Origin of the sequence: Psychrobacillus sp. L4 (assembly GCF_042944905.1) — a bacterium.
Lineage (GTDB): Bacteria > Bacillota > Bacilli > Bacillales_A > Planococcaceae > Psychrobacillus.
In genome coordinates this window covers 336707-355667 of record NZ_CP168496.1, presented here as the reverse complement: position 1 = coordinate 355667, position 18961 = coordinate 336707, and the positions used below count along the sequence as shown (strand labels likewise).

The 18961-nt window shown below is 36.0% G+C and carries 18 protein-coding genes and 1 pseudogene; 5 read left to right on the top strand and 14 right to left on the bottom strand.

Annotated elements, in window-relative coordinates; translation table 11 throughout:
• The first annotated feature begins 511 nt into the window (after positions 1 to 511).
• Entirely contained in the window at positions 512 to 1429 is a 918-nt protein-coding gene (locus ACEPXG_RS01790; protein ID WP_391206832.1) for a DMT family transporter, read from the top strand.
• A gap of 56 nt (positions 1430 to 1485) precedes the next feature.
• Here ACEPXG_RS01790 and ACEPXG_RS01785 read toward each other — a convergent pair.
• Positions 1486 to 2651 (bottom strand): IS3 family transposase gene (locus ACEPXG_RS01785; RefSeq protein WP_391202224.1). Its coding sequence is split into 2 segments (ribosomal slippage): positions 1486 to 2375 and positions 2375 to 2651, totalling 1167 coding nucleotides; the frame shifts between segments, so codons are not numbered across the junction.
• A gap of 94 nt (positions 2652 to 2745) precedes the next feature.
• Complete coding sequence (locus ACEPXG_RS01780; protein ID WP_391206830.1) at positions 2746 to 2979, bottom strand: hypothetical protein; 234 nt, start codon at positions 2977 to 2979, stop codon at positions 2746 to 2748.
• A 104-nt stretch (positions 2980 to 3083) separates the two neighbouring features.
• Here ACEPXG_RS01780 and ACEPXG_RS01775 point away from each other — a divergent pair, with 104 nt between their 5' ends.
• Entirely contained in the window at positions 3084 to 3713 is a 630-nt protein-coding gene (locus ACEPXG_RS01775; protein WP_391206828.1) for an alpha/beta hydrolase, read from the top strand.
• 246 nt (positions 3714 to 3959) lie between these two features.
• Here the strand turns inward: ACEPXG_RS01775 and ACEPXG_RS01770 are convergent, their stop codons facing one another.
• From ACEPXG_RS01770 to ACEPXG_RS01735, 8 genes and pseudogenes are all read right to left on the bottom strand, one after another.
• The gene (locus tag ACEPXG_RS01770) at positions 3960 to 4652 is read right to left on the bottom strand and encodes a Type 1 glutamine amidotransferase-like domain-containing protein (RefSeq protein WP_391206825.1); all 693 of its coding nucleotides are present in this window, start codon (positions 4650 to 4652) and stop codon (positions 3960 to 3962) included.
• A 15-nt stretch (positions 4653 to 4667) separates the two neighbouring features.
• Positions 4668 to 5054: a nucleoside 2-deoxyribosyltransferase gene (locus ACEPXG_RS01765; RefSeq protein ID WP_391206822.1), complete on the bottom strand. Its 387-nt coding sequence runs from the start codon at positions 5052 to 5054 to the stop codon at positions 4668 to 4670.
• A 101-nt stretch (positions 5055 to 5155) separates the two neighbouring features.
• A complete protein-coding gene (locus ACEPXG_RS01760) occupies positions 5156 to 6577 on the bottom strand; it encodes an NAD-dependent succinate-semialdehyde dehydrogenase (protein WP_391206819.1) in 1422 nt (473 codons plus the stop codon).
• A gap of 544 nt (positions 6578 to 7121) precedes the next feature.
• On the bottom strand, positions 7122 to 8159 hold the full coding sequence (gene mnmH, locus ACEPXG_RS01755; protein WP_391206817.1) for a tRNA 2-selenouridine(34) synthase MnmH: 1038 nt from the start codon (positions 8157 to 8159) through the stop codon (positions 7122 to 7124).
• Between the two features lie 33 nt (positions 8160 to 8192).
• Positions 8193 to 9242 (bottom strand): selenide, water dikinase SelD, encoded by a 1050-nt coding sequence (gene selD, locus ACEPXG_RS01750; protein WP_391206814.1) that lies wholly within the window; start codon positions 9240 to 9242, stop codon positions 8193 to 8195.
• 56 nt (positions 9243 to 9298) lie between these two features.
• A complete protein-coding gene (locus ACEPXG_RS01745) occupies positions 9299 to 10339 on the bottom strand; it encodes an AI-2E family transporter (RefSeq protein WP_391206811.1) in 1041 nt (346 codons plus the stop codon).
• Positions 10340 to 10688: 349 nt separating this feature from the next.
• Positions 10689 to 11318: pseudogene (locus ACEPXG_RS01740) on the bottom strand (FMN-binding negative transcriptional regulator).
• A gap of 116 nt (positions 11319 to 11434) precedes the next feature.
• Positions 11435 to 12076, bottom strand: a complete 642-nt coding sequence (locus ACEPXG_RS01735; protein ID WP_391206808.1) for a YIP1 family protein — start codon at positions 12074 to 12076, stop codon at positions 11435 to 11437.
• Positions 12077 to 12276: 200 nt separating this feature from the next.
• Between ACEPXG_RS01735 and ACEPXG_RS01730 the strand changes: the two genes are divergently transcribed.
• On the top strand, positions 12277 to 12885 hold the full coding sequence (locus tag ACEPXG_RS01730; RefSeq protein WP_391206805.1) for a LysE/ArgO family amino acid transporter: 609 nt from the start codon (positions 12277 to 12279) through the stop codon (positions 12883 to 12885).
• Positions 12886 to 12916: 31 nt separating this feature from the next.
• Here ACEPXG_RS01730 and ACEPXG_RS01725 read toward each other — a convergent pair whose 3' ends face one another.
• The 4 genes from ACEPXG_RS01725 to ACEPXG_RS01710 form a co-directional block, all read right to left on the bottom strand.
• Positions 12917 to 13885, bottom strand: a complete 969-nt coding sequence (locus tag ACEPXG_RS01725) for a CobW family GTP-binding protein (RefSeq protein WP_391206802.1) — start codon at positions 13883 to 13885, stop codon at positions 12917 to 12919.
• Positions 13886 to 13913: 28 nt separating this feature from the next.
• Complete coding sequence (locus ACEPXG_RS01720) at positions 13914 to 14750, bottom strand: TIGR03943 family putative permease subunit (RefSeq protein WP_391206799.1); 837 nt, start codon at positions 14748 to 14750, stop codon at positions 13914 to 13916.
• 19 nt (positions 14751 to 14769) lie between these two features.
• A complete protein-coding gene (locus ACEPXG_RS01715; RefSeq protein ID WP_391206797.1) occupies positions 14770 to 15651 on the bottom strand; it encodes a permease in 882 nt (293 codons plus the stop codon).
• Between the two features lie 396 nt (positions 15652 to 16047).
• On the bottom strand, positions 16048 to 16326 hold the full coding sequence (locus ACEPXG_RS01710) for a CocE/NonD family hydrolase C-terminal non-catalytic domain-containing protein (protein WP_391206794.1): 279 nt from the start codon (positions 16324 to 16326) through the stop codon (positions 16048 to 16050).
• Positions 16327 to 16496: 170 nt separating this feature from the next.
• Here ACEPXG_RS01710 and ACEPXG_RS01705 point away from each other — a divergent pair, with 170 nt between their 5' ends.
• A complete protein-coding gene (locus tag ACEPXG_RS01705) occupies positions 16497 to 17756 on the top strand; it encodes a glycosyl hydrolase family 18 protein (protein ID WP_391206791.1) in 1260 nt (419 codons plus the stop codon).
• A 517-nt stretch (positions 17757 to 18273) separates the two neighbouring features.
• The gene (locus tag ACEPXG_RS01700; protein WP_391206788.1) at positions 18274 to 18906 is read left to right on the top strand and encodes a hypothetical protein; all 633 of its coding nucleotides are present in this window, start codon (positions 18274 to 18276) and stop codon (positions 18904 to 18906) included.
• Positions 18907 to 18961: the final 55 nt, after the last annotated feature.

Here is an 18961-nt window from a genome sequence, read left to right as displayed (position 1 = left end):
GTTTGTCCGTCGCCCTCTTGAAATATGTAGAGACAAGGTACGTAAGGTTTGGATAATGAGAGAATATATCCCTTCCTATTCTTTTAAAAGCGAACGAAGATGCAATTTCGTCCGCTCAGCGTTTCTTTAACAATAGAAGCTGTCTATGTTCCACCTTCTCTAATCATCTACCTACTGATTCATGTATACTTTGGACGATAAAAGGAAATAACAATCCAGGTCAAGCCCTTGTAAGATTAGAGGCACAACACATAATAACTAACCAGAATCCATCTGCATCCTGAAAATACCTAGCAGCCAATACAATTTTAACTTTTAAGAAGAGCGTAGGCGTCGGGCTACACTGTTACAAGGTATATTTAATCTTTTTTTGCATCGCCTTCACAAGCAACTATTCGTTCTCTATATGATATATAAGTTTATATATTATCTTAATTAATATATTGTATTCTACTGATTTCTGTTGTAAGATTAGTTGTTTTTATTATGTTACAAAGTAGTAGAAAGTTTGGTGGAAAAATTGAATACGAAAGCTCTTATTTTGGCATCAATAACCGTCGTCATTTGGGGATCTACTTTTACCGCTATTAGTTCCGGTTTACATGGCGGTTATTCTGCAGGTCATTTAGTATTAGTTCGTTTTATCATTGCATCCTTCCTATTTGGGGTTACGGCTTTGTTACCTGGAGGAAAAATTCATTTACCGAAAAAGGAAGATATATTAAAGATTTTACTAATTGGCTGGATTGGAATTAGTGTTTATCATATAAGTATTACTTTTGGGCAACTGACTGTTTCTGCAGGAACAACCGGAATGCTGATTGGTTCCGCACCTATATTTACAACAATTATTGCCGTAATAGTGCTAAAAGAACGTTTGGGCACAATAGGTTGGATAGGTTTGAGTTTAGGATTTCTTGGTATTTTGATGATCGCACTAGGTACTGGTAGTTCCTCTTCCGGAATTTCAAAAGGTGTATTTTTAGTCCTTCTTGCGGCAGTCTCAACAGCGATATTTTTTGTGTTTCAAAAGCCATTATTGAAAAAGTACAATCCAATTGAGTTGACCGCATATTTAACATGGGCTGGTACATTGCCATTTCTTATTTTTATGCCAGGTCTTCTTCAAGATATTCAACACGCATCGATGGAAGCAAACTTATCGGTCATTTATTTAGGTATTTTCCCAACTGCTATCGCCTATATCACGTGGGCGTCTGCACTTTCGCTTGGAAATGCAAGCACAGTATCCAATATGTTATACATCGAACCAGTTGTTTCCATTATCGTTTCTTGGATATGGCTCCATGAGTTACCTGCACCTATCTCCATTGTAGGAGGAATTGTTGCTATTTCGAGTGTAATACTCGTAAATATTTATGGTAAAAGAGAAAATATATTAATCAAAAAAAAAATTCAACACCTATAAGTAAAGGTACCAGCTGAACTGACCTAGCGATATGAGACACATATAAAACACCTATTTTAGGCTGCCGCAATGCCAAATTCTTTTGGTGTTAGGTAGCCTAATTTTTCTTGGATACGTTCTTCATTGTAATGATGAAGATATTCGTCAATTCGTTGTATAACGCAAATATTGCTCAATGAATTAAACTTAGTTAAATAAAATTCTTCTGTTTTTAAACTAGAATGATAGGATTCGATAACAGCGTTATCCCAACAGTTGCCGCGTCTGGACATGCTACTCACTAGATGATTCTCCTTCAAGCAATCCTGATACGCATATGATGTGTAAACACTCCCTTGATCAGAATGTACAATGACTTCCTGCGGATTTCCACGAGCTATCAATGCCTCTTTAAGCGTATCTATTACCAACGGTGTCTGTTGATGATTGTAGAGCTTATAAGCGACAATTTCATTATTATATAAATCCATGATCGTCGAAAGATATAAAGTGACGCTACCATATTGAATATACGTAATATCTGTTACCCATTTTTCATTCGGTTTACTAGCTGTAAAGTTACGATTCAATAAATTTGGGGCAATTACTACTGACTCTCCTTGTGATTTCCATTTTCGTTTTTGCTTCACTTTGCATTGAAGATTATACTTCTGCATGGTTTTCTGGACCGTATTGCGGTCTAATTCAATTCCATATTCTCTTTTCAATAACGCCTTAATTTTACGATGACCATTGCGGTATTTCGTTTTCTTGCATAGTTCGATGATTGCTTCTTCTGCTTTGGTTCGAACGTATTCTACACCTTCTGCTAACCAACGATAAAAGGTGGATCGAGGCACCTGAAGGGCTGACAGAATTGCCGTTACTGTATATTTTTTTCGATACTTTTCCACGATTTGAAGAACTAGCTGTTTTTCAACTCCTTTACCATTTCCATATACTTTTTTAGAATCTCATTCTCCATTTTCAAATGGTTCATTTGTGTATCTTTCTTCTCTTCTTCACTCTTAAATTCAGGTCCATGCCCAAATGAATATTGCTTCCCGATCGGTTGATCGAAACGATGAATTTCATTCGCTCTATACCATCTCATCCATGTCTCAATTTGAGATTTATTCTTAATTCCGTATTTCTCCATAATTTCTTTCGTCGTAAGATGACCGCTCATTTTATCTTTCACGACTGCCCATTTAATTTCACTTGAATACACGTTTTTGCCCATGCAAAAACACCTCCGATTTAAGTACTTGTTTTAAGTGTACCACTATCGAAGGTGTTTTATATTGTCTCATTATTTTAGGTTAGTCCAAGCGGCACTATTCGTTGGTACCTTTTTTACTTTTATCGATTCTATTGTATTCGGAAATTTGAATTACTCGAACGTCCCGAGTATTTAGTTCATGATAAATTTCTCTGCTATCTCGAAAGGAAATGTAACTATCTCGTTCACTTTGAATTAGATCTTCTGCTTTTTCTTGAGACCCCACAAAGATAAATCTTCTTATGTAGTAATTTTCATTATAAAAATAAGTTACTTTAAATTCTTTCATGGCTTTTTCTCCTAATATGCTTTTTTTGTTAGGATATCCAAAAGCTTTCCTTTTCATCACTTATGATAAAATGAACTTACATAAAGCCTAGGGGGACAAGATAAATGAAATCACCTTTTACATATAAACACACAGCGCCACAAATTACAGCAGAAAAGCAACCAGCCATCTTTTTATTACACGGTATGGGAAGCAATGAAGCTGATTTGCCACAACTTGTTACTGAATTCGAGAAGACTCATCATATATTTAGTTTGCGTGGTCCTATCGTTTTTAAACCTGGCTATGCTTTTTTCACAACGGATGCAGAAGACAAGCCAGATCATGACATATTTGATAAAGTGGTCACCTATATTCAATCTTTTATAGATGAGGCCATTGAGGAATTCGATCTTAACTTGGAACATATATACGTACTCGGCTTTAGCCAAGGTGCGGTTTTAGCACAAACTTTAGCTTTAACGATGGGTGGTGTTCTTAGTGGAGTTGTTGCGTTAAGTGGTTATTTACCTGACTTCGTGAAAGATGAATATCGTAAGCATCCTGTCGCTCATTTGAATATATTTATTTCACATGGAGACTATGATTATGTGATTCCATCTCAATTAAGTTTGGAAAGCAAGAATTACTTTGAGGCACAAGGAGCTAACGTGGTATTTAAAACTTACAAAGACGGTCACGGGGTAACACAGGAGAATCTTCGAGATTTAATCGTTTTTTTGAAAGAGAATTAATACTTATGAGCTTGGGACTTTTTTATAAGTCCCTTTTTCGTTTTGAAAATTCCATTAAGTGGCTAAGCGAGACCAATTTATGTCTTTAAGCAACCAATGCTGCCTCGAGAGCAACTAATTAGCATCTCAAAGCAACCAAATCCATTTTTAAAACAACTAGATTCCCCATGAGAGCAATCAAATCCAATAGAGAGTTGATTGCCTGACATGAGTCTAGGTAAACAATTGTTATCTTCTTTGTTTTGATTAGTTTTCTGTACCTAAATATGTTGTGGATAACTTTTCTTCTTTATTTTTATCCACACGATATCCACTTGCTTGTGGACGAGAACTTACCACTGTGTGTAATTTTTCATCTATGAAATGTAGAGCAACCCCGTCATCTGCAGCATAGCCAGCTACTATAACATTCTCATGAATAAGACGTTTATAAGCATGACGGTAATTTCCTTCTCCATCATAATGCGGACAATGACTCCCGCCTATTAGACCAAGACATGAAATCGGCTCAATCCCACCGCCATAAGAATCTGTCACACCTTCTTCAAACCAACAAAGTGAACCAGCACTAAGGCCAGATAAAATTGTTCCATTTTCATACGCTTCTCGAATAGCTTTATCCAGCTCCCATTCTTTCCAAAGCGCCATTAAGTTTTTCGTGTTTCCTCCGCCTATATATAAGATGTCTTGTTCTCTTAAAAATCCCTTAATATCACGGGTATGCGGTTTAAATAACGATAGATGCGCCGGCTCACACTCTTCCTTTTGAAAGAAATCATAAAAACGCTCAATATAACCTTCCGCATCGCCACTAGCTGTACCTATAAAGCAGATTTTTGGTCTTTTACTTTTTGATTGCTTCAAAATATATCGATCTAATAACGGGTTTTCAGGCTCCATGGAAAAGCCCCCGCCACCCATACCAATGATTTGTTTCATCTATTCCCCCTCCAATTAGCTATTTTCTTGTATTGCTGAAATAAGTTCGTCAACTGAGCCTGTGCAGATGTTCACTTCTGGTAAGTGATAGAATGTACTTGTCGTTTCCATATCCATCGCTTCTCCATGAGGTGAGTAAAGAAAAATTTGTTTTTTCAGTGCGATAGCCATTCCTAATTCAATATGACTTCCTTTACCACCAGGCAATAAAATAATGACATAATCAGCATCTTTTATTGCCTCTTTTTCCTGTGTGCCAATATGCATTAAATCTGCAAGGTTGTTTGCTCGTTCATTTTGCGTCCAGTCATACGTTTGGTTCCACCCTATGTTTTTAAGCTTTCCTCCTACTTCTCTCACCTGTTCTTTATTTTTTAAACCGGACCCCACATAAAATTTCATGTATATTCACCTAACTCTTCTCACATTTTATTTATCATAACATGAAAAAAGACTTGCGTTTTAACTATTCTAAATAATTTGAATGCAAGTCGATTGCGTAATTATAGACCAAGGGAAATATATTTTATTTCTAAATATTCATCCATTCCATGGTGGCCACCTTCACGTCCTAGACCACTTTGCTTAAAACCTCCAAATGGTGCTTGAGGAGTTGATGGAAGACCGTCATTTAATCCAATAATACCGTACTCTAGTTTTTCTGTAATACGTATTCCTCTGGATATATTTTCCGTAAAAACATATGCGGCAAGTCCATATATGGAATCATTTGCACGCCTTACTGCCTCTTCTTCGTCCTTAAATGTGCTGATTGGTATAACGGGTCCAAATGTTTCCTCTCGCATGCATAACATATCATCCGTTACATTTGTCAAAATCGTTGGTTCAAAGAAAAGACCTTCTTTTCTTTTTCCACCTAGTTTTACTTCTGCTCCTTTTGACGCTGCATCCTCTACATGTTCTTGCGCTTTTCGAACGGCAGAATCATCAATTAGCGGTCCTATCGTCACACCTGCTTCAAGGCCATTGCCAACCTTCAACTGTTTCGTCTTCTCCAAAAGTAATTCAGTAAATTTGTTTGCAATAGATTCCTGAACATACACACGATTGATACATACACAAGTTTGACCAGCATTTCGGAATTTCGCCGCAAGCACGTTTTCTGCCGCTTTTTCTAAATTACAATCTTCCATGATAATAGAAGGAGCATGTCCCCCTAGTTCAAGCGATACTTTTTTTACCGTATCAGCTGCGCCTTTCATCAATAATTTCCCTACTTCAGTAGAACCAGTAAATGTCAGCTTGCGAACGCGTGTATCCTCAAGCCAAGCATCTCCAATGGCTTTGGAATCTCCAGTTACTACATTCACTACTCCGTTAGGGATGCCAGCTTCTTTCGCTAACTGTACTAGCTTTATAGCCGTAAGCGGGGTCTGACCAGCTGGCTTAATAACTACAGTACAACCTGCAGCAAGTGCCGGACCAACTTTTCTCGTAATCATCGCTGCTGGAAAGTTCCAAGGGGTTATTATTGCAACAACTCCTACTGGCTGTTTATGCACAAAAAGTCGTTTATTTCGTTGAGTAGCAGGAATTATTTCTCCGTAAATTCGCTTGCCCTCTTCTGCATACCAAGAAATAAAGCCATTTGCATAATTGATTTCCCCACGAGCTTCTGAAAGAGGTTTTCCTTGCTCCTCTGTCATTGTTTTAGCAAGATCCTCTGTATGTTCTTTAATCAGAATGTGCCAATTTTGTATGAGCTCGCTTCTTTCATATGCTGACAAATTAGACCATTTCCCATATGCTTCATAAGCTGCATCAACAGCTTCCACTGCTTCTTTGGACCCTCCTTTTGGTACAGTAGCAAACATTTCTTCTGTAGCAGGATTACTAACTTCAATAACAGGTAGGTCTTTTCCAACATCTTCTCCATTAATAATCATGTAATATGGCTTCGACATGTAATCACCCTTCCTTACTAATTTTATAAGCGAAATGAAATATAAAAAAAACGCTTGATAGTTACTAATCAAACGGTTCCAAAAATTAAAGCTACTTACACTTACCTCGTAAGATGCATTAAAATCTACGTATAACATATTAGCATCCTAATTTTCTGTTTCTTTTCTATATTCTATTATATTACTAAAACCAAGTCTAATATTGGACAAGTCAATCTCAACTTATTATCTAAGTAAATCAATTTCATAATTCGAAATTAGCACATAAAACACGAACAATATTAAAGTGAAATGTGAGAGTATGTATCATATAATCTTCATAAATCAGCGTATTTTCCGCTATCGACGGACGCTTTCCGCGGGGTGAGCGATGAGCCATAACCGCCGCATTCGCGTCGTTTGCGATGGCTCATCTGTCTCACTCATGCCGAAGGAGTCGCCGCCTTTCGCTCCAAATTATGAAATTAACTCCTGTGAAAGTAAAAAAATAATAAGTACCAGTTTTAAAATAATTCGAAATTATTTTAAAACTGGTACGTTGAGTTTACTGAGCTATTTGTTTCATTTCATATAGTATTTTTTCGTAAGCATCTTCTATATCAACTACATCAATAATAATTTTTCGCTGCTCAAGAATGTGACTTCCTGAATATTCATATTTGGAATCATAGTAATACTCTAGTAACAGCTGAGTCGCGAGGGCAAAATCCTCATTATCCAAATTAACCTCGATTTGTTTAGCAACTGGCGTATGAATTCGTTTTTTGATCAATTGGAAAGCTTCTTTAAAATACTGAGGCGATTCCCATGGTCGATAGTCTTCTATAATATTTTGAACTCTTACCTCGATTGGAAGATTAATCACCAATTGTAGTCCTTGTTCTTTTTGTTCATATAGAAATTGAGGCATACCAACTTTCCCAATTCGCTTACTTTCCCCTTCTATAAAAACGTAAGGCTCCCTTTGATAACGTAACATTTCAGTAAGGAGAAGAGAGTCAAATTTTGTCTGATTGCTCGGCTCTAGACCAATTTGACCAAAGATAGATCCTCTATGTCCAGCCATTTCCTCCAGATCGATCACTGGAAATCCATCCTGAGATAATCGTTTCAAAATTGCCGTTTTACCTGATCCAGTGTATCCATTTAAAACTATTAGTTTTGGCATAAATTCTTGTTTTTCTAATTCGTTCGCAACCCATTGGCGGTAGGTACGAATTCCTCCAGTTAGGCGATTCACTTGGAATCCCATTAAATCTAGTACAGTAGCTGCAGTTTTGCTACGCATTCCACCGCGCCAACAAAAAACGGTAAATGGCGTTTCTAACTGTTTAAACTCAGATATAAAAGCTGGAAGCTTCTGAGAAAAAATAGCTAAACCTCTTTCGCTTGCCTCTTTAGCACCAACTTGTTTATAGATTGTCCCCACCTCCGCACGCTCTTCATCGTTAAAAACGGGGATATTAATACTTCCAGGAATGGTTGACTCCTTAAATTCCTTAGGAGAGCGCACATCAATTATTATGTGGTTTTCTTTTTTTTGCAAAGCTAATAAATCAGATAATGGAATCTCATGAAACAACACTTTCACCTACTAAACTAATTTTTAGTCCCTCTACTCTACATGGATACGTCCTAAATGATTATCTGTTACTTCCCCAATGATTCGTGCATCGACACCATTTTCTTGAAGCTCCTTAACGAGCGTATTTGCTTCATTGCTAGCAATTGAAATTAACAAACCACCTGATGTAACGGCATCGCATAAAATCCAACGATCTATTTGATCAAATGATTCAGGATAACTGACCACCTCTGCTAAATGCAAAAAGTTATTTTTCGTTCCTCCAGGTACTGAACCCGATATAGCCAGTTCTTTCACTCGCGGTAAAATTGGAACTTGCTCATAAAAAATACGTAAACCTACTCCACTCCCTTTAGCCATTTCGGAAGCATGCCCAAGTAATCCAAAACCAGTTATATCAGTAACTGCATGAACATCGTAGTTCGACATTACTTCGGCAGTCGTCTTATTCAGGGTAGTCATAACCTTTGTCACTTGCGTAATTTCTTCTTCAGACAACAAATTGTTTTTAAGTGCTGTTGTGCAAATACCTACGCCAATCGGCTTTGTTAAAATTAATTGATCCCCTACTTGAGCACCTGCATTTGTTCTGATTTTATCTGGATGCACAACGCCAGTTACAGCAAGGCCGAATTTCGGTTCCTTGTCATCGATCGAGTGCCCACCTACTAAGGTCACACCTGCTTCTTTTAGTTTGTCTCCAGCACCACGTAGTATTTCACCTAGTATACCTTTATCTAACGTCGAGATTGGAAATGCAACGATATTAAGTGCAGTTATCGGCGTTCCACCCATTGCATATACATCACTTATTGCATTCGTAGCTGCAATTTGTCCAAAATCATAAGGTTTATCAACAATTGGAGTGAAAAAGTCAAGCGTTTGCACGATGGCTGTTGTATCATTTATTCGATATACACCGGCATCATCACTCGTACCAAGCCCAACTAATAAGTTAGGATCAGAAAGGGACTTCGGTAACGAACGTAGTACTTCCTCCAAATCTGCAGGCCCTATTTTACAACCGCATCCTCCTTTTGAACTTAGAGTAGTTAGCTTTATTGAATTGTAGTTATTCACAACCAATCATCCTTTCTTAGACATCTCTAATAGAAAAAAAACACAGAGAAATGCAATTAATCCTTTTTTATATTAGGTAAAGTAATAGGATTTTTTATTTCCTTATTGGTTACCTCAAGAACATCTAGTAAGAAAACAAATACTGGTATTCCTATAATCAATCCCCATACACCAAAGAAATTTTGGGAAAAAATAAGCACTACGAAAGTATAAAAAACCGGTAAGTCCGTTTTTGAAGACATAAGTTTAGGATTCAAAAAGTATGCTTCTATTGCATGAATAATTGCAATAGCAATAACAACGTAAATGACCTTTATAAATCCTCCAATCGTATAAGCAACTAGACACAGGGGAATTAATGAAATGATTACCCCAGCAACTGGTATTAGCCCTAAAAAGAAGACGACAATTGCTAAACCAAATATTTGAGGAAATCCTAAAATGATCATTGCAATTACCGACAAAGCACCATTAATGATCGCAATGATAAACTGAGCCTCAATTACCTTTCCAAATGTACGGGTAAATTTCTTTCCAAAAAATTCAATTTCATAGTAAAAAGGGGCAATCTTACTATCCTTAAATTTAGCAGTGAACTCTTTTAAACGCGGCTTTTCCAACAAGAAAAACAAACTCAATACCAAAGCTATTAGAACTTGAACGCTAATTTTACTAATATCTGAAAAGGATTTCAGCAGAAAAGATAAACCATTCTCTAAATAAGCGGAAATCTGATTTGTTGAGATAAATGACACAATATAATTAATCAAAACGCTCTCATGTGGCTGTGTGTAAAAGGTTGTAACTCGTTTCACAAGTTGACTTACTTCTATTGTAATAATAGGCAAGTATTTCACGAGCCCTAATACCAACAAGCCCACAATTAGTGAATACATCAATATTACAAGAAATACTCGTTTTAATTTCACACGTTTCGCCACAAATTCTACGAGTTGATCCATTAAAAATGTAAAAATAAACGTAAGTAAAATCAAATTGATCATACTTTTCACACTAAACAGAAGTAAAACAATTAACCCAAAAATAATGACTCTTTTTACTCCTTTTTTTTGAAAAACTTCTGTTATCCCAGACATTTTAAACATTACTCCCTAATAAATAGTTTGATTTGAAACCTTATATTTTTAGTATCGCCCCGTACGAAACATATTACAAGAATAAAAGGGCGTATTTTTACACATGTGTCGATTAACAAAAAGTATCCAGTAAATTACTAGGTAATATGGTGATAAAACACTAGGTACTCGGTATATAGTCGTTTTTTAATTGCTTTTGACCATTAGGAGCGGGAAGTGACTGTTTCACTTCCCGCTCCTATGTTTTCGGTAACTTTGTTTCTGATGTTTGTCCGCCGTCGCCATATTCTTCTTTATTGTCCCCAAAATTGCTGCAGATACCGCCGCTGGTACTATGCAAGTATTATCTTTACAGCAATACATTTGATTTCATTTTCATCATTCTTGCAATTTGCTGCTCTTCGAATCTACATGTCTTTTCAAGTGCTTCAATAACACGTTCCACTCTCTCTTGCGTATGGTTTTGACTTAACTTAACTTTGCTTTGCTTTACCTTCCATTTTTTCAATAGAAATAGTGAAACCAACAACTCCTTTTGAGAGTCCATCTATATACGAAGCATCTACTTCATCCAACGAATAATCACTTACGGATCTTCATATTTTTCGGTTAAGTTGACCATGGATTACCAAAGTCGAAAATCTCCTTCATCCATTAACTTCACTTTTCCCTCAATATGAAAAGTCACATAATTCCAAGTTGGTACAGCATCTTTCGTCTCATACCAAGAGGGAGAGATGTAACAATGTGGCCCTTGGAAAACAACAAGTACCTGTTGTCCTTCAATATCTTTCCACTGTTTGTTTCCTTTAGCAAAATGACCGACCTATTCAGTTCCATCATGATTCAATAGAAGTGGTAAATGCGTGGCAGAAGGATTTTCTTGATAATTTGAGTATAGAGTAGCAATCCCATTTGTATGTATCACTTCTACCATTTCCTCAAGACTATTTATTTCAAAGTATTTTGGTATGAACATAGAATTCATCTTCCGCACGTAAATACATTGCGGGTATATTCTCTTCCTTTTTGATTATAATAACATGAAAAAAAGAGCCGGCATTTAGAAATTAGAAATGCAGGCTCTTATATTTTTTAAAACGTAGTCATCGTGATTATAAAAAATGTAATGATAAACAAAATGATACCTAGTACAATCCCGGGAATTATTAACGTTGCAAACCCTTTCCCGCTTGAAAACTGATGTACTTCTCCGATTGCTTTACTTTGAATAATAATCATCCAAATAGAATAAGTAAGGGTAAACAAATTAGAAATGATAAACCAAACCGTCGCCGCCGATGTAGCTTCCCATAAATTCATGGTAAACAGATTATTGTGAACAAAAATAAATGATAAAATCCAATATGGTGTCAACCAAATACTTGGAATCACTACAATGCCCATTGCCTGAGCCATCTCTCTAATCGTTCCATATCCACCAAACCATTTGCCTACCCAGGTATAAATAACAGCACCAATACCTACTCCGATCAAGCCAATAATAGGACCAAGTATTAATATTCCTAATAACAATAACCACAAAGAAACATTAAAGTTCTTACTCCATTCACCAATTCCACTAATAGAACTGGGTACTCCTGCAACTGCAGCCAGTGTAAGTGAATATTTTAAACTTTTATGATCCAATACATAACGCACCGTTTTTCTAGTAGATAGCCAAATAGAAAAAAACGGATTTAGTTTTTCTGTTTCTTCATATCTCGTTTCTTGCATCACATAATCCCTCCAGCCTATTACTAGTTTATTTATCTATTAGAAAAATATGAATATTTCATCCGAATTAAATCCATATAGTGCTAAGATAGTTGAATATGATGTGTATTGTTCCTTAATAATATATATTCGACATTAAGTTTGCTTTTCCTCTACGGATATCTTCAGCAAAAGTACAACTTATGAAAGAAGGAATTTGAATGGAGCCATTTATTCATGGACTATTGTTAGCATTAGGATTGATATTACCATTAGGTGTACAGAATATATTTATTTTCAATCAAGGGGCTATCCAACCGTCCTTTAAAAAAGCATTACCTTCATCGTTAACTGCTTCCATATGTGATACCTTGCTAATACTATTAGCTATTCTAGGGGTGTCGATGATTGTTATGCAATATGATTGGTTGCGTTTTACTTTAATCGGGATCGGTGTCGTGTTTTTAATTTATATGGGGATTGTTACTTGGTTTGCTAAATCGAGTACATTATCTGACGCTCAAATTGTACAAATGTCTACTAAAAAACAAATAATTTTCGCGTTATCTGTGTCACTGCTAAACCCACATGCCATACTTGATACGATTGGGGTAATTGGTTCAAGCTCACTCGTTTACACGGGAACAGAAAAAGTTATTTTTACCGCAACATGTATCATTGTGTCGTGGTGCTGGTTTCACGGACTATGTTTTGCTGGTCGAATGTTGAAAAAAATAGATTCATCCGGTAAGTTTCTTGGAATATTAAATAAGATTTCTGCAGTCATTATTTGGATCACTGCGATATTTATGAGTTTATCTTTATTATAAGAAAAACGTCTCTAAATATTGTAGAGACGCGTTATTTTGGCTGTAGTAGCCGTTTACAATGGGCATTCAATTGTTCATTGTCTAGCCCCATACCAATTAGAATGATAACCGGCTTTTTATTTGAAGAAGCAGAAATTGGGACGAACTGCGCTTTCTTTGATGCATATTGAAAACTATAAAGTTGGCTTGAGTTTTCAATTTCGATAATCCCTTTTCCTCGAAGAATACCATTAGGAAGCTGTGAAAGCCATTTTTCAAACGCTTTTTGTTGAAATGCCGGTAAATCCTCCAACTTAATTGCCTGTAAAGTGGAATGGTGGTGATGATGGTGATTTATATCAGAATGTCGCTCGCCGATTGAAATGGATTGAAAACGTTTTTCAAACAAAATTTCGGGTTCAACCTTTCCGTAATGACAATTCACCATTTGTTTTTCTTGCCCAACGACTTTAGCTATTTTCTGTTTAATTTTATCTAGTTGTTTCGGTGGAACAAGATCTGTCTTATTTAATAGCAATAAACTTGCGCAGACCATTTGCTCTTGCATTAGTTTTCGAACTTCTGCGGAACTGGAAAACACACTTTGAAATTCTAAATAATGACTGGAATCCAAAACGGTAATAATAGACATGACTTCAAACTGGTCAATATATGGCTTAGAAAGAAGAGCTTCTTGTATTTCTAATGGATTAGCCACGCCAGTACCCTCAATGAAAAGTACATCCAGAGGCCGTTTTTTCATTTCTGTAACCAATTCATCCAATGTCTCTTTTAAATCCTCTTGGAGAGTGCAGCAAATACAACCATTTAGAAGTTCAAATACTTTTTTATCTTCAAATAAATGGCTTTCCACATTTTCTTCACCTAATTCGTTCAAAATAATGCCGGGTTGTTGTCCTCTTTTCTTGCATTGTTCCAACATATTCAATAAGACAGTTGTTTTGCCACTTCCAAGAAATCCACTTATTACGTAAACAGGAATTTTCGTATTGTTTTCCATCAAAATCTCTCCTATCAATACCTCATTGCTAATTGCTTCTATAAACGTATGGTTCTTCTGGTTCGGTTATTTTCTTTACCTTGTCTACCTTCAATATAGGAATTGTCTTTTTAAATGGTTGGTAGTATATCGTATCCATCGTACCTTCCACGTCAATCCAGTCATCATTTTGAAATGTGGTACCTTTCGGAAGTTCTAATAGCATCCCGAATACTCCTGAATCCGCAACACAGTGTATGATGCCAAACCTGAACAAAAAGACATCTCCAGTTTCCTTATCAACGTAAGTAAACCCTCTGAAACCAATTGTTTTACCAGTAAAGTATCCAGGGTTTTTGTATATTGTTTCCATCCCATATAGATAATCTTTATCATCTAAAATCACACTGTCTTTGTTTGCGTACTTACCCAGTGCTTCTTCATTTATCTCATCATATCCCCCTTCACCATAAAACACGCTACTATCTGGTTCAAGGAACTGATGGACACCGTACTCATCCTTACCATTATAAACTTCAAAGTTAAATCCCTTCGCTGCAACAATATTTGAATCTAGAGTTGCAACGGGAAGAAACAATGCAGTCAAAATAGGAAATAAGAATATAGGGTAGCCCAACCACGATTTCCACTTCTTCCCTTCCTTAGAATGATCTATTCCGCAATCACATATAGGCCCCAAATCTTCCTCATTTTTACCATCTTTCAAAGTAAAATACATTTGAATGAGCATAAAGAAAAAGAAGATGAAAATAGCGAGAAAAGAAAACATGGAATATTTTAAGTTAATGTATTTCGATATATTTCCAGATGCATGTAAATGTAAAAAGAGAAACGAAAATCCTAGTAAAATCCAGCAACGAAGCATTATTAAATTTCTCCTTTCTTTACAATTTGGTAATAATTATTGACCCTAGCAACACTAAAATGGTTGTATAAATGAATAAGAAAAAAACGAACTTTGTTTTGAATACCCCTAGCATCATTAATGTGTTCTTAATATCAAACTTCGCACCGTATACTAAAAAGGCTACTAACGCTCCAGTCGAAAATGTACTTCTAAAGGAAGCAGCAACAAATGCATCCGCAGATGAACATAAGGACATAATGTATGCTAACCCCATCATAACAAGTGAAGAAGAATATTCTCCGTGTCCGATGGAAGTTAAAATAGATGTTTTCATATATGTTTGTACAGCAGCCGCTATTAATGCGCCTACTATTAAGTATTTTCCTACGGTAAAAAATTCATCCACCATATGTTTGAAAGCACCTAACACTTTTCTTTTAAGCGGGATGTTTTGCAATGAAGCCTGGTACGTTAACATATGCTTTAACTGAGGCTCCTTAAATTGAAAAGAAAGTATTAAGCCGACAATAAATGCAACGATAAACGATAATCCACCACGATACAACACCATTTTCCAACTGTTTCCGAAAGCTACATATGTGGAGAAAAGCACGACTGGGTTTATGACGGGTCCAGTTAACATGAACGCGATTGCTGCATGGAGCGGAACCCCTTTCGCCATTAACCTTCGTGCAATCGGAATAATTCCACATTCACAAGCTGGAAAAACCGCACCGAGCGCACTTGCAGAGAGCACCGAGAGAAACCGATTTTTGGGAATAACTTTTGCAAGCATTTCATCTGTCACAAATACTTGTATTAAAGCTGAAACAATTACCGCTAACATGATAAAGGGTAACGATTCTATTAAAATACTAATAAAAATAGTATTAAACTGTAAAAATAATTGACTATTCATTTTCATTACTCCTATTAAAAACTTGAATATAGATATACTAGTATAGTCGGTTCCATTTTACAAATGGTTGTGATTGGAGGGTAAAACATATTTATGTAGACTTTTGGCTATCTACTTCGCTAACACTTAGACGTTGGTAAGGAGTGCTATGATCCTGATAGATCGCCTTCCATTTATACATTTGATTAATTTTCACTAGCAAAAAGAACGCTCGAAACACTCTTAACTAAAAGCATATAACACTACTAATTATTACTTCTCCTTTAACAAAATCGGTAATTTCACGTGACTTGGATATTCTTCCTTATGATACACCCTTTGTACGACGACCAATTCCTTTGGATTTTCATAAGGGTTTTCCCCTGTTTTTGATTTTGGAGATAGAACAAATTTACTCTAAGACGGGATAGAAAACCTAATCTTACTTCCTTTCTTAAAAGTATAAGCTATCGATTGCATATAGATATAGTATTTTTCAATTGCACCTGGTTCAAGCAGTATTGGAGCATCATGACCATTTCGATATTTTGCCCGCACGATATAATTAGAGAGATGAATCGATTTTCGAGTTTCATCCATTACACATAAATTCACCACCCAATCGGTATCCATAACTGAGCTTGCAGCGTAAATTTCAGCAGAAAGTTCACCCGCCACTACAATATTTTCTTCCAAAACATCACTTGTATAAACAAGTATATCATTTCTAATTTCATGTTTATTTAGTATGACAGGCTCACATTCTGTCGGTATGATTTTATTTGGGTTTCATAGCAAAAGGGGTTATGAAGCCTCTAACAATTACATATGATTAATTGAATAACTACTGGGAAAGAGGGAGTTCTATGTTTATTTATGTTGTAAAAATGGGGGATTCCTTATACTCGATTGCAACAAAATTTAAGGTAACCATGGATAGCATTCGTATAACGAATGGTTTAAAAACGGATAGCTTGGTACCAGGACAAGATTTACTTATTCCGACAAATATGTATACAGTTCAACCAGGGGACTCGCTCTATTCTATTTCCCAAATGAGCTTTATTTCTGTCGAAACCTTACGTCTCATAAATGGCCTACACTCAGATACGTTAGTGGTTGGCACAATGTTATATTTACCTCCAAGAACTAAATATGATGCATTAAATCTTAGTTATATATTGCCCTCAACACCTACCAAAAACAAAAATATGATTCAGAGTGCAGCTCCTATCAATACTTTTTTCGGGGTTTTTGAATACCACATTCTTGCTGATGGAAGTTTGAGCTCTTTGGATGATCGACAACTTATTCGAGTAGCAAGAGAGAATAAGGTTGCACCACTTGCGGTAATTACTAATCTGACATCAACAGGATTTAATGCTGACTTGGCAAATCAAGTATTAAGCTCCCCCCAAGCTAAAGCTCGTTTAATTAAAAACATCTATAATTTAATCAAGAATAAAAACTATGCTGGTGTAAACATTGATTTTGAAATGTTGCTAGAAGGACAAAGGGATTTATATACCAGTTTTCTTCGTTCGTTAAGAGAAAAGTTGAAGCCAGAAGGTTATTATACTTCTGTCGCTATTCCAGCTAAGATCAATGACAAACTTCCTTATCTGAAGGCTTATGATTATGGAGGAATCGGCTCCGCTGTTGATTTAGTCGTTATTATGGCTTATGATTTTCACGAAGCAACCAGTTTGCCAGGTCCCATCGCCCCCATAAAGGAAGTAAGACAGACAATTGAGTATGCTCTTAAGCATATGAAAGCAAGTAAAATTATTTTAGGGGTACAACGTTACGGTTATGATTGGAAAATGCATGATAATACCGTGATCGATGCCCATGCCGTTTCAGTTTCTATGGCAATTGAAACAGCTATGAAACATCAAGTACCGATCCAATATTCCAAGGAAGACCAACAACCTTTTTTTCAGTATAGAGATGAAGCTGGTCAGAAGCATATTGTATGGTTTGAAGATTCAAGAGCCCGTGCTCAGAAACTCAAACTGGTCACTGACTATCATTTAAAAGGCATCGGGGAATGGCAATTAGGGTTCAAGTTTGCCCAGTCGTATCTATTAGTAAACGAGTTTTTAAAAACCCAAAAAGTACTCTGAGATTTGTCCTAAGAAAAGTGCAAGTCTGCTTTAAGTGCTTCTTGTCTTCTCTATTTTCCTGAGTGCTTTGGACGAAACATTGCTTCACTGTTACCGGGATATTTTTTGTGGATCGCTCTCGTATAGAAGGAAAATACTCTAGGAGAACAGGCGTTGGAACTGGCCTGTTACTAAGTAAAAAAGCATACAATTATCTACAAAACAAAGGTGTCATGTTCCGAAACAATATGCAATTGTTTCAGAACATGACACCTTTTACTATTTTGTCTTTAACACATGAACGACTTCATACTTTCGGGTGGTTCGGTTGTGGAAAGCGAGTGTCTTTTTCCAGACTCGATTTTTCTACTTTCTATTTAATAATTATTTTTATTTTTAAAAAAGTCCGTTTTCTAACTTTTACAATCTAAGGGAATGGAATTACTGCTTATTGAATCCGCAGATTTTTTCACAAATAGCGATTACATTCATAAAATATAAAATGACGATCATCTGCGATAAAAAGGAGTATGTAGAAATGAAAGAATCGAAGGTACATTTATTTTCCACAGCCCTTGGAATGAACAACAATCGAAGCCATGTTGTAACTAGCCCTTATGAAGAACTCTTAGCAGAACAAAAATCCTTAAACCTGCATTATATGGAGCACTCTTCTCACTTGAGGGACTTATGTCAAACAATATTAGGTAAGATACAAGAACAAGAAATAGCGATCAACGGACAAAAAAGGATTCAAAGGCAAAATTATTTAAATCTGAGAAATATGTTGTTCGGAACCGCTCAAACCACAAAAAAATCCAACTTCCATATAGAGAAGCTAACTGACTCTAATAAAAGGATAATGGAACAATCGAGGAAACAAGGGGAAGTATTAAATATCTTGCATCGAAGGATTGTTAGACAAAAGAATTTTTTAAATAACTCTTCTATTAATCAAAGCAGATATATGAAAAATTCCATGGAGAAATACAACTCTTTGGAGCAAATGAATAAAACAATATTGAACAATATAATGCTACAAAAAGAGGAACAGGAAAGATTTTTTAGTGGTTTCTTGGAGATGTTTAACAAACAAAAAGACACTCTAATCGATATTTCTATAACACAAGACAATTATCTTAGGAATGAGTCAAACCAGCAAGAAGAATAATTAAACACCAATAATGAATCCACAGAAAAGGCTAACAGTTGAAACTGTTTATATC

Bases quoted from the DNA above. Each gene is read 5' to 3' on its own strand.
- ACEPXG_RS01780 (WP_391206830.1), bottom strand. From the start codon at position 2,979: ATGAAAGAATTTAAAGTAACTTATTTTTATAATGAAAATTACTACATA.
- ACEPXG_RS01775 (WP_391206828.1), top strand. From the start codon at position 3,084: ATGAAATCACCTTTTACATATAAACACACAGCGCCACAAATTACAGCA.
- ACEPXG_RS01770 (WP_391206825.1), bottom strand. From the start codon at position 4,652: ATGAAACAAATCATTGGTATGGGTGGCGGGGGCTTTTCCATGGAGCCT.
- ACEPXG_RS01765 (WP_391206822.1), bottom strand. From the start codon at position 5,054: ATGAAATTTTATGTGGGGTCCGGTTTAAAAAATAAAGAACAGGTGAGA.
- ACEPXG_RS01760 (WP_391206819.1), bottom strand. From the start codon at position 6,577: ATGTCGAAGCCATATTACATGATTATTAATGGAGAAGATGTTGGAAAA.
- ACEPXG_RS01745 (WP_391206811.1), bottom strand. From the start codon at position 10,339: ATGTCTGGGATAACAGAAGTTTTTCAAAAAAAAGGAGTAAAAAGAGTC.
- ACEPXG_RS01735 (WP_391206808.1), bottom strand. From the start codon at position 12,076: ATGCAAGAAACGAGATATGAAGAAACAGAAAAACTAAATCCGTTTTTT.
- ACEPXG_RS01730 (WP_391206805.1), top strand. From the start codon at position 12,277: ATGGAGCCATTTATTCATGGACTATTGTTAGCATTAGGATTGATATTA.
- ACEPXG_RS01725 (WP_391206802.1), bottom strand. From the start codon at position 13,885: ATGGAAAACAATACGAAAATTCCTGTTTACGTAATAAGTGGATTTCTT.
- ACEPXG_RS01720 (WP_391206799.1), bottom strand. From the start codon at position 14,750: ATGCTTCGTTGCTGGATTTTACTAGGATTTTCGTTTCTCTTTTTACAT.
- ACEPXG_RS01715 (WP_391206797.1), bottom strand. From the start codon at position 15,651: ATGAATAGTCAATTATTTTTACAGTTTAATACTATTTTTATTAGTATT.
- ACEPXG_RS01705 (WP_391206791.1), top strand. From the start codon at position 16,497: ATGTTTATTTATGTTGTAAAAATGGGGGATTCCTTATACTCGATTGCA.
- ACEPXG_RS01700 (WP_391206788.1), top strand. From the start codon at position 18,274: ATGAAAGAATCGAAGGTACATTTATTTTCCACAGCCCTTGGAATGAAC.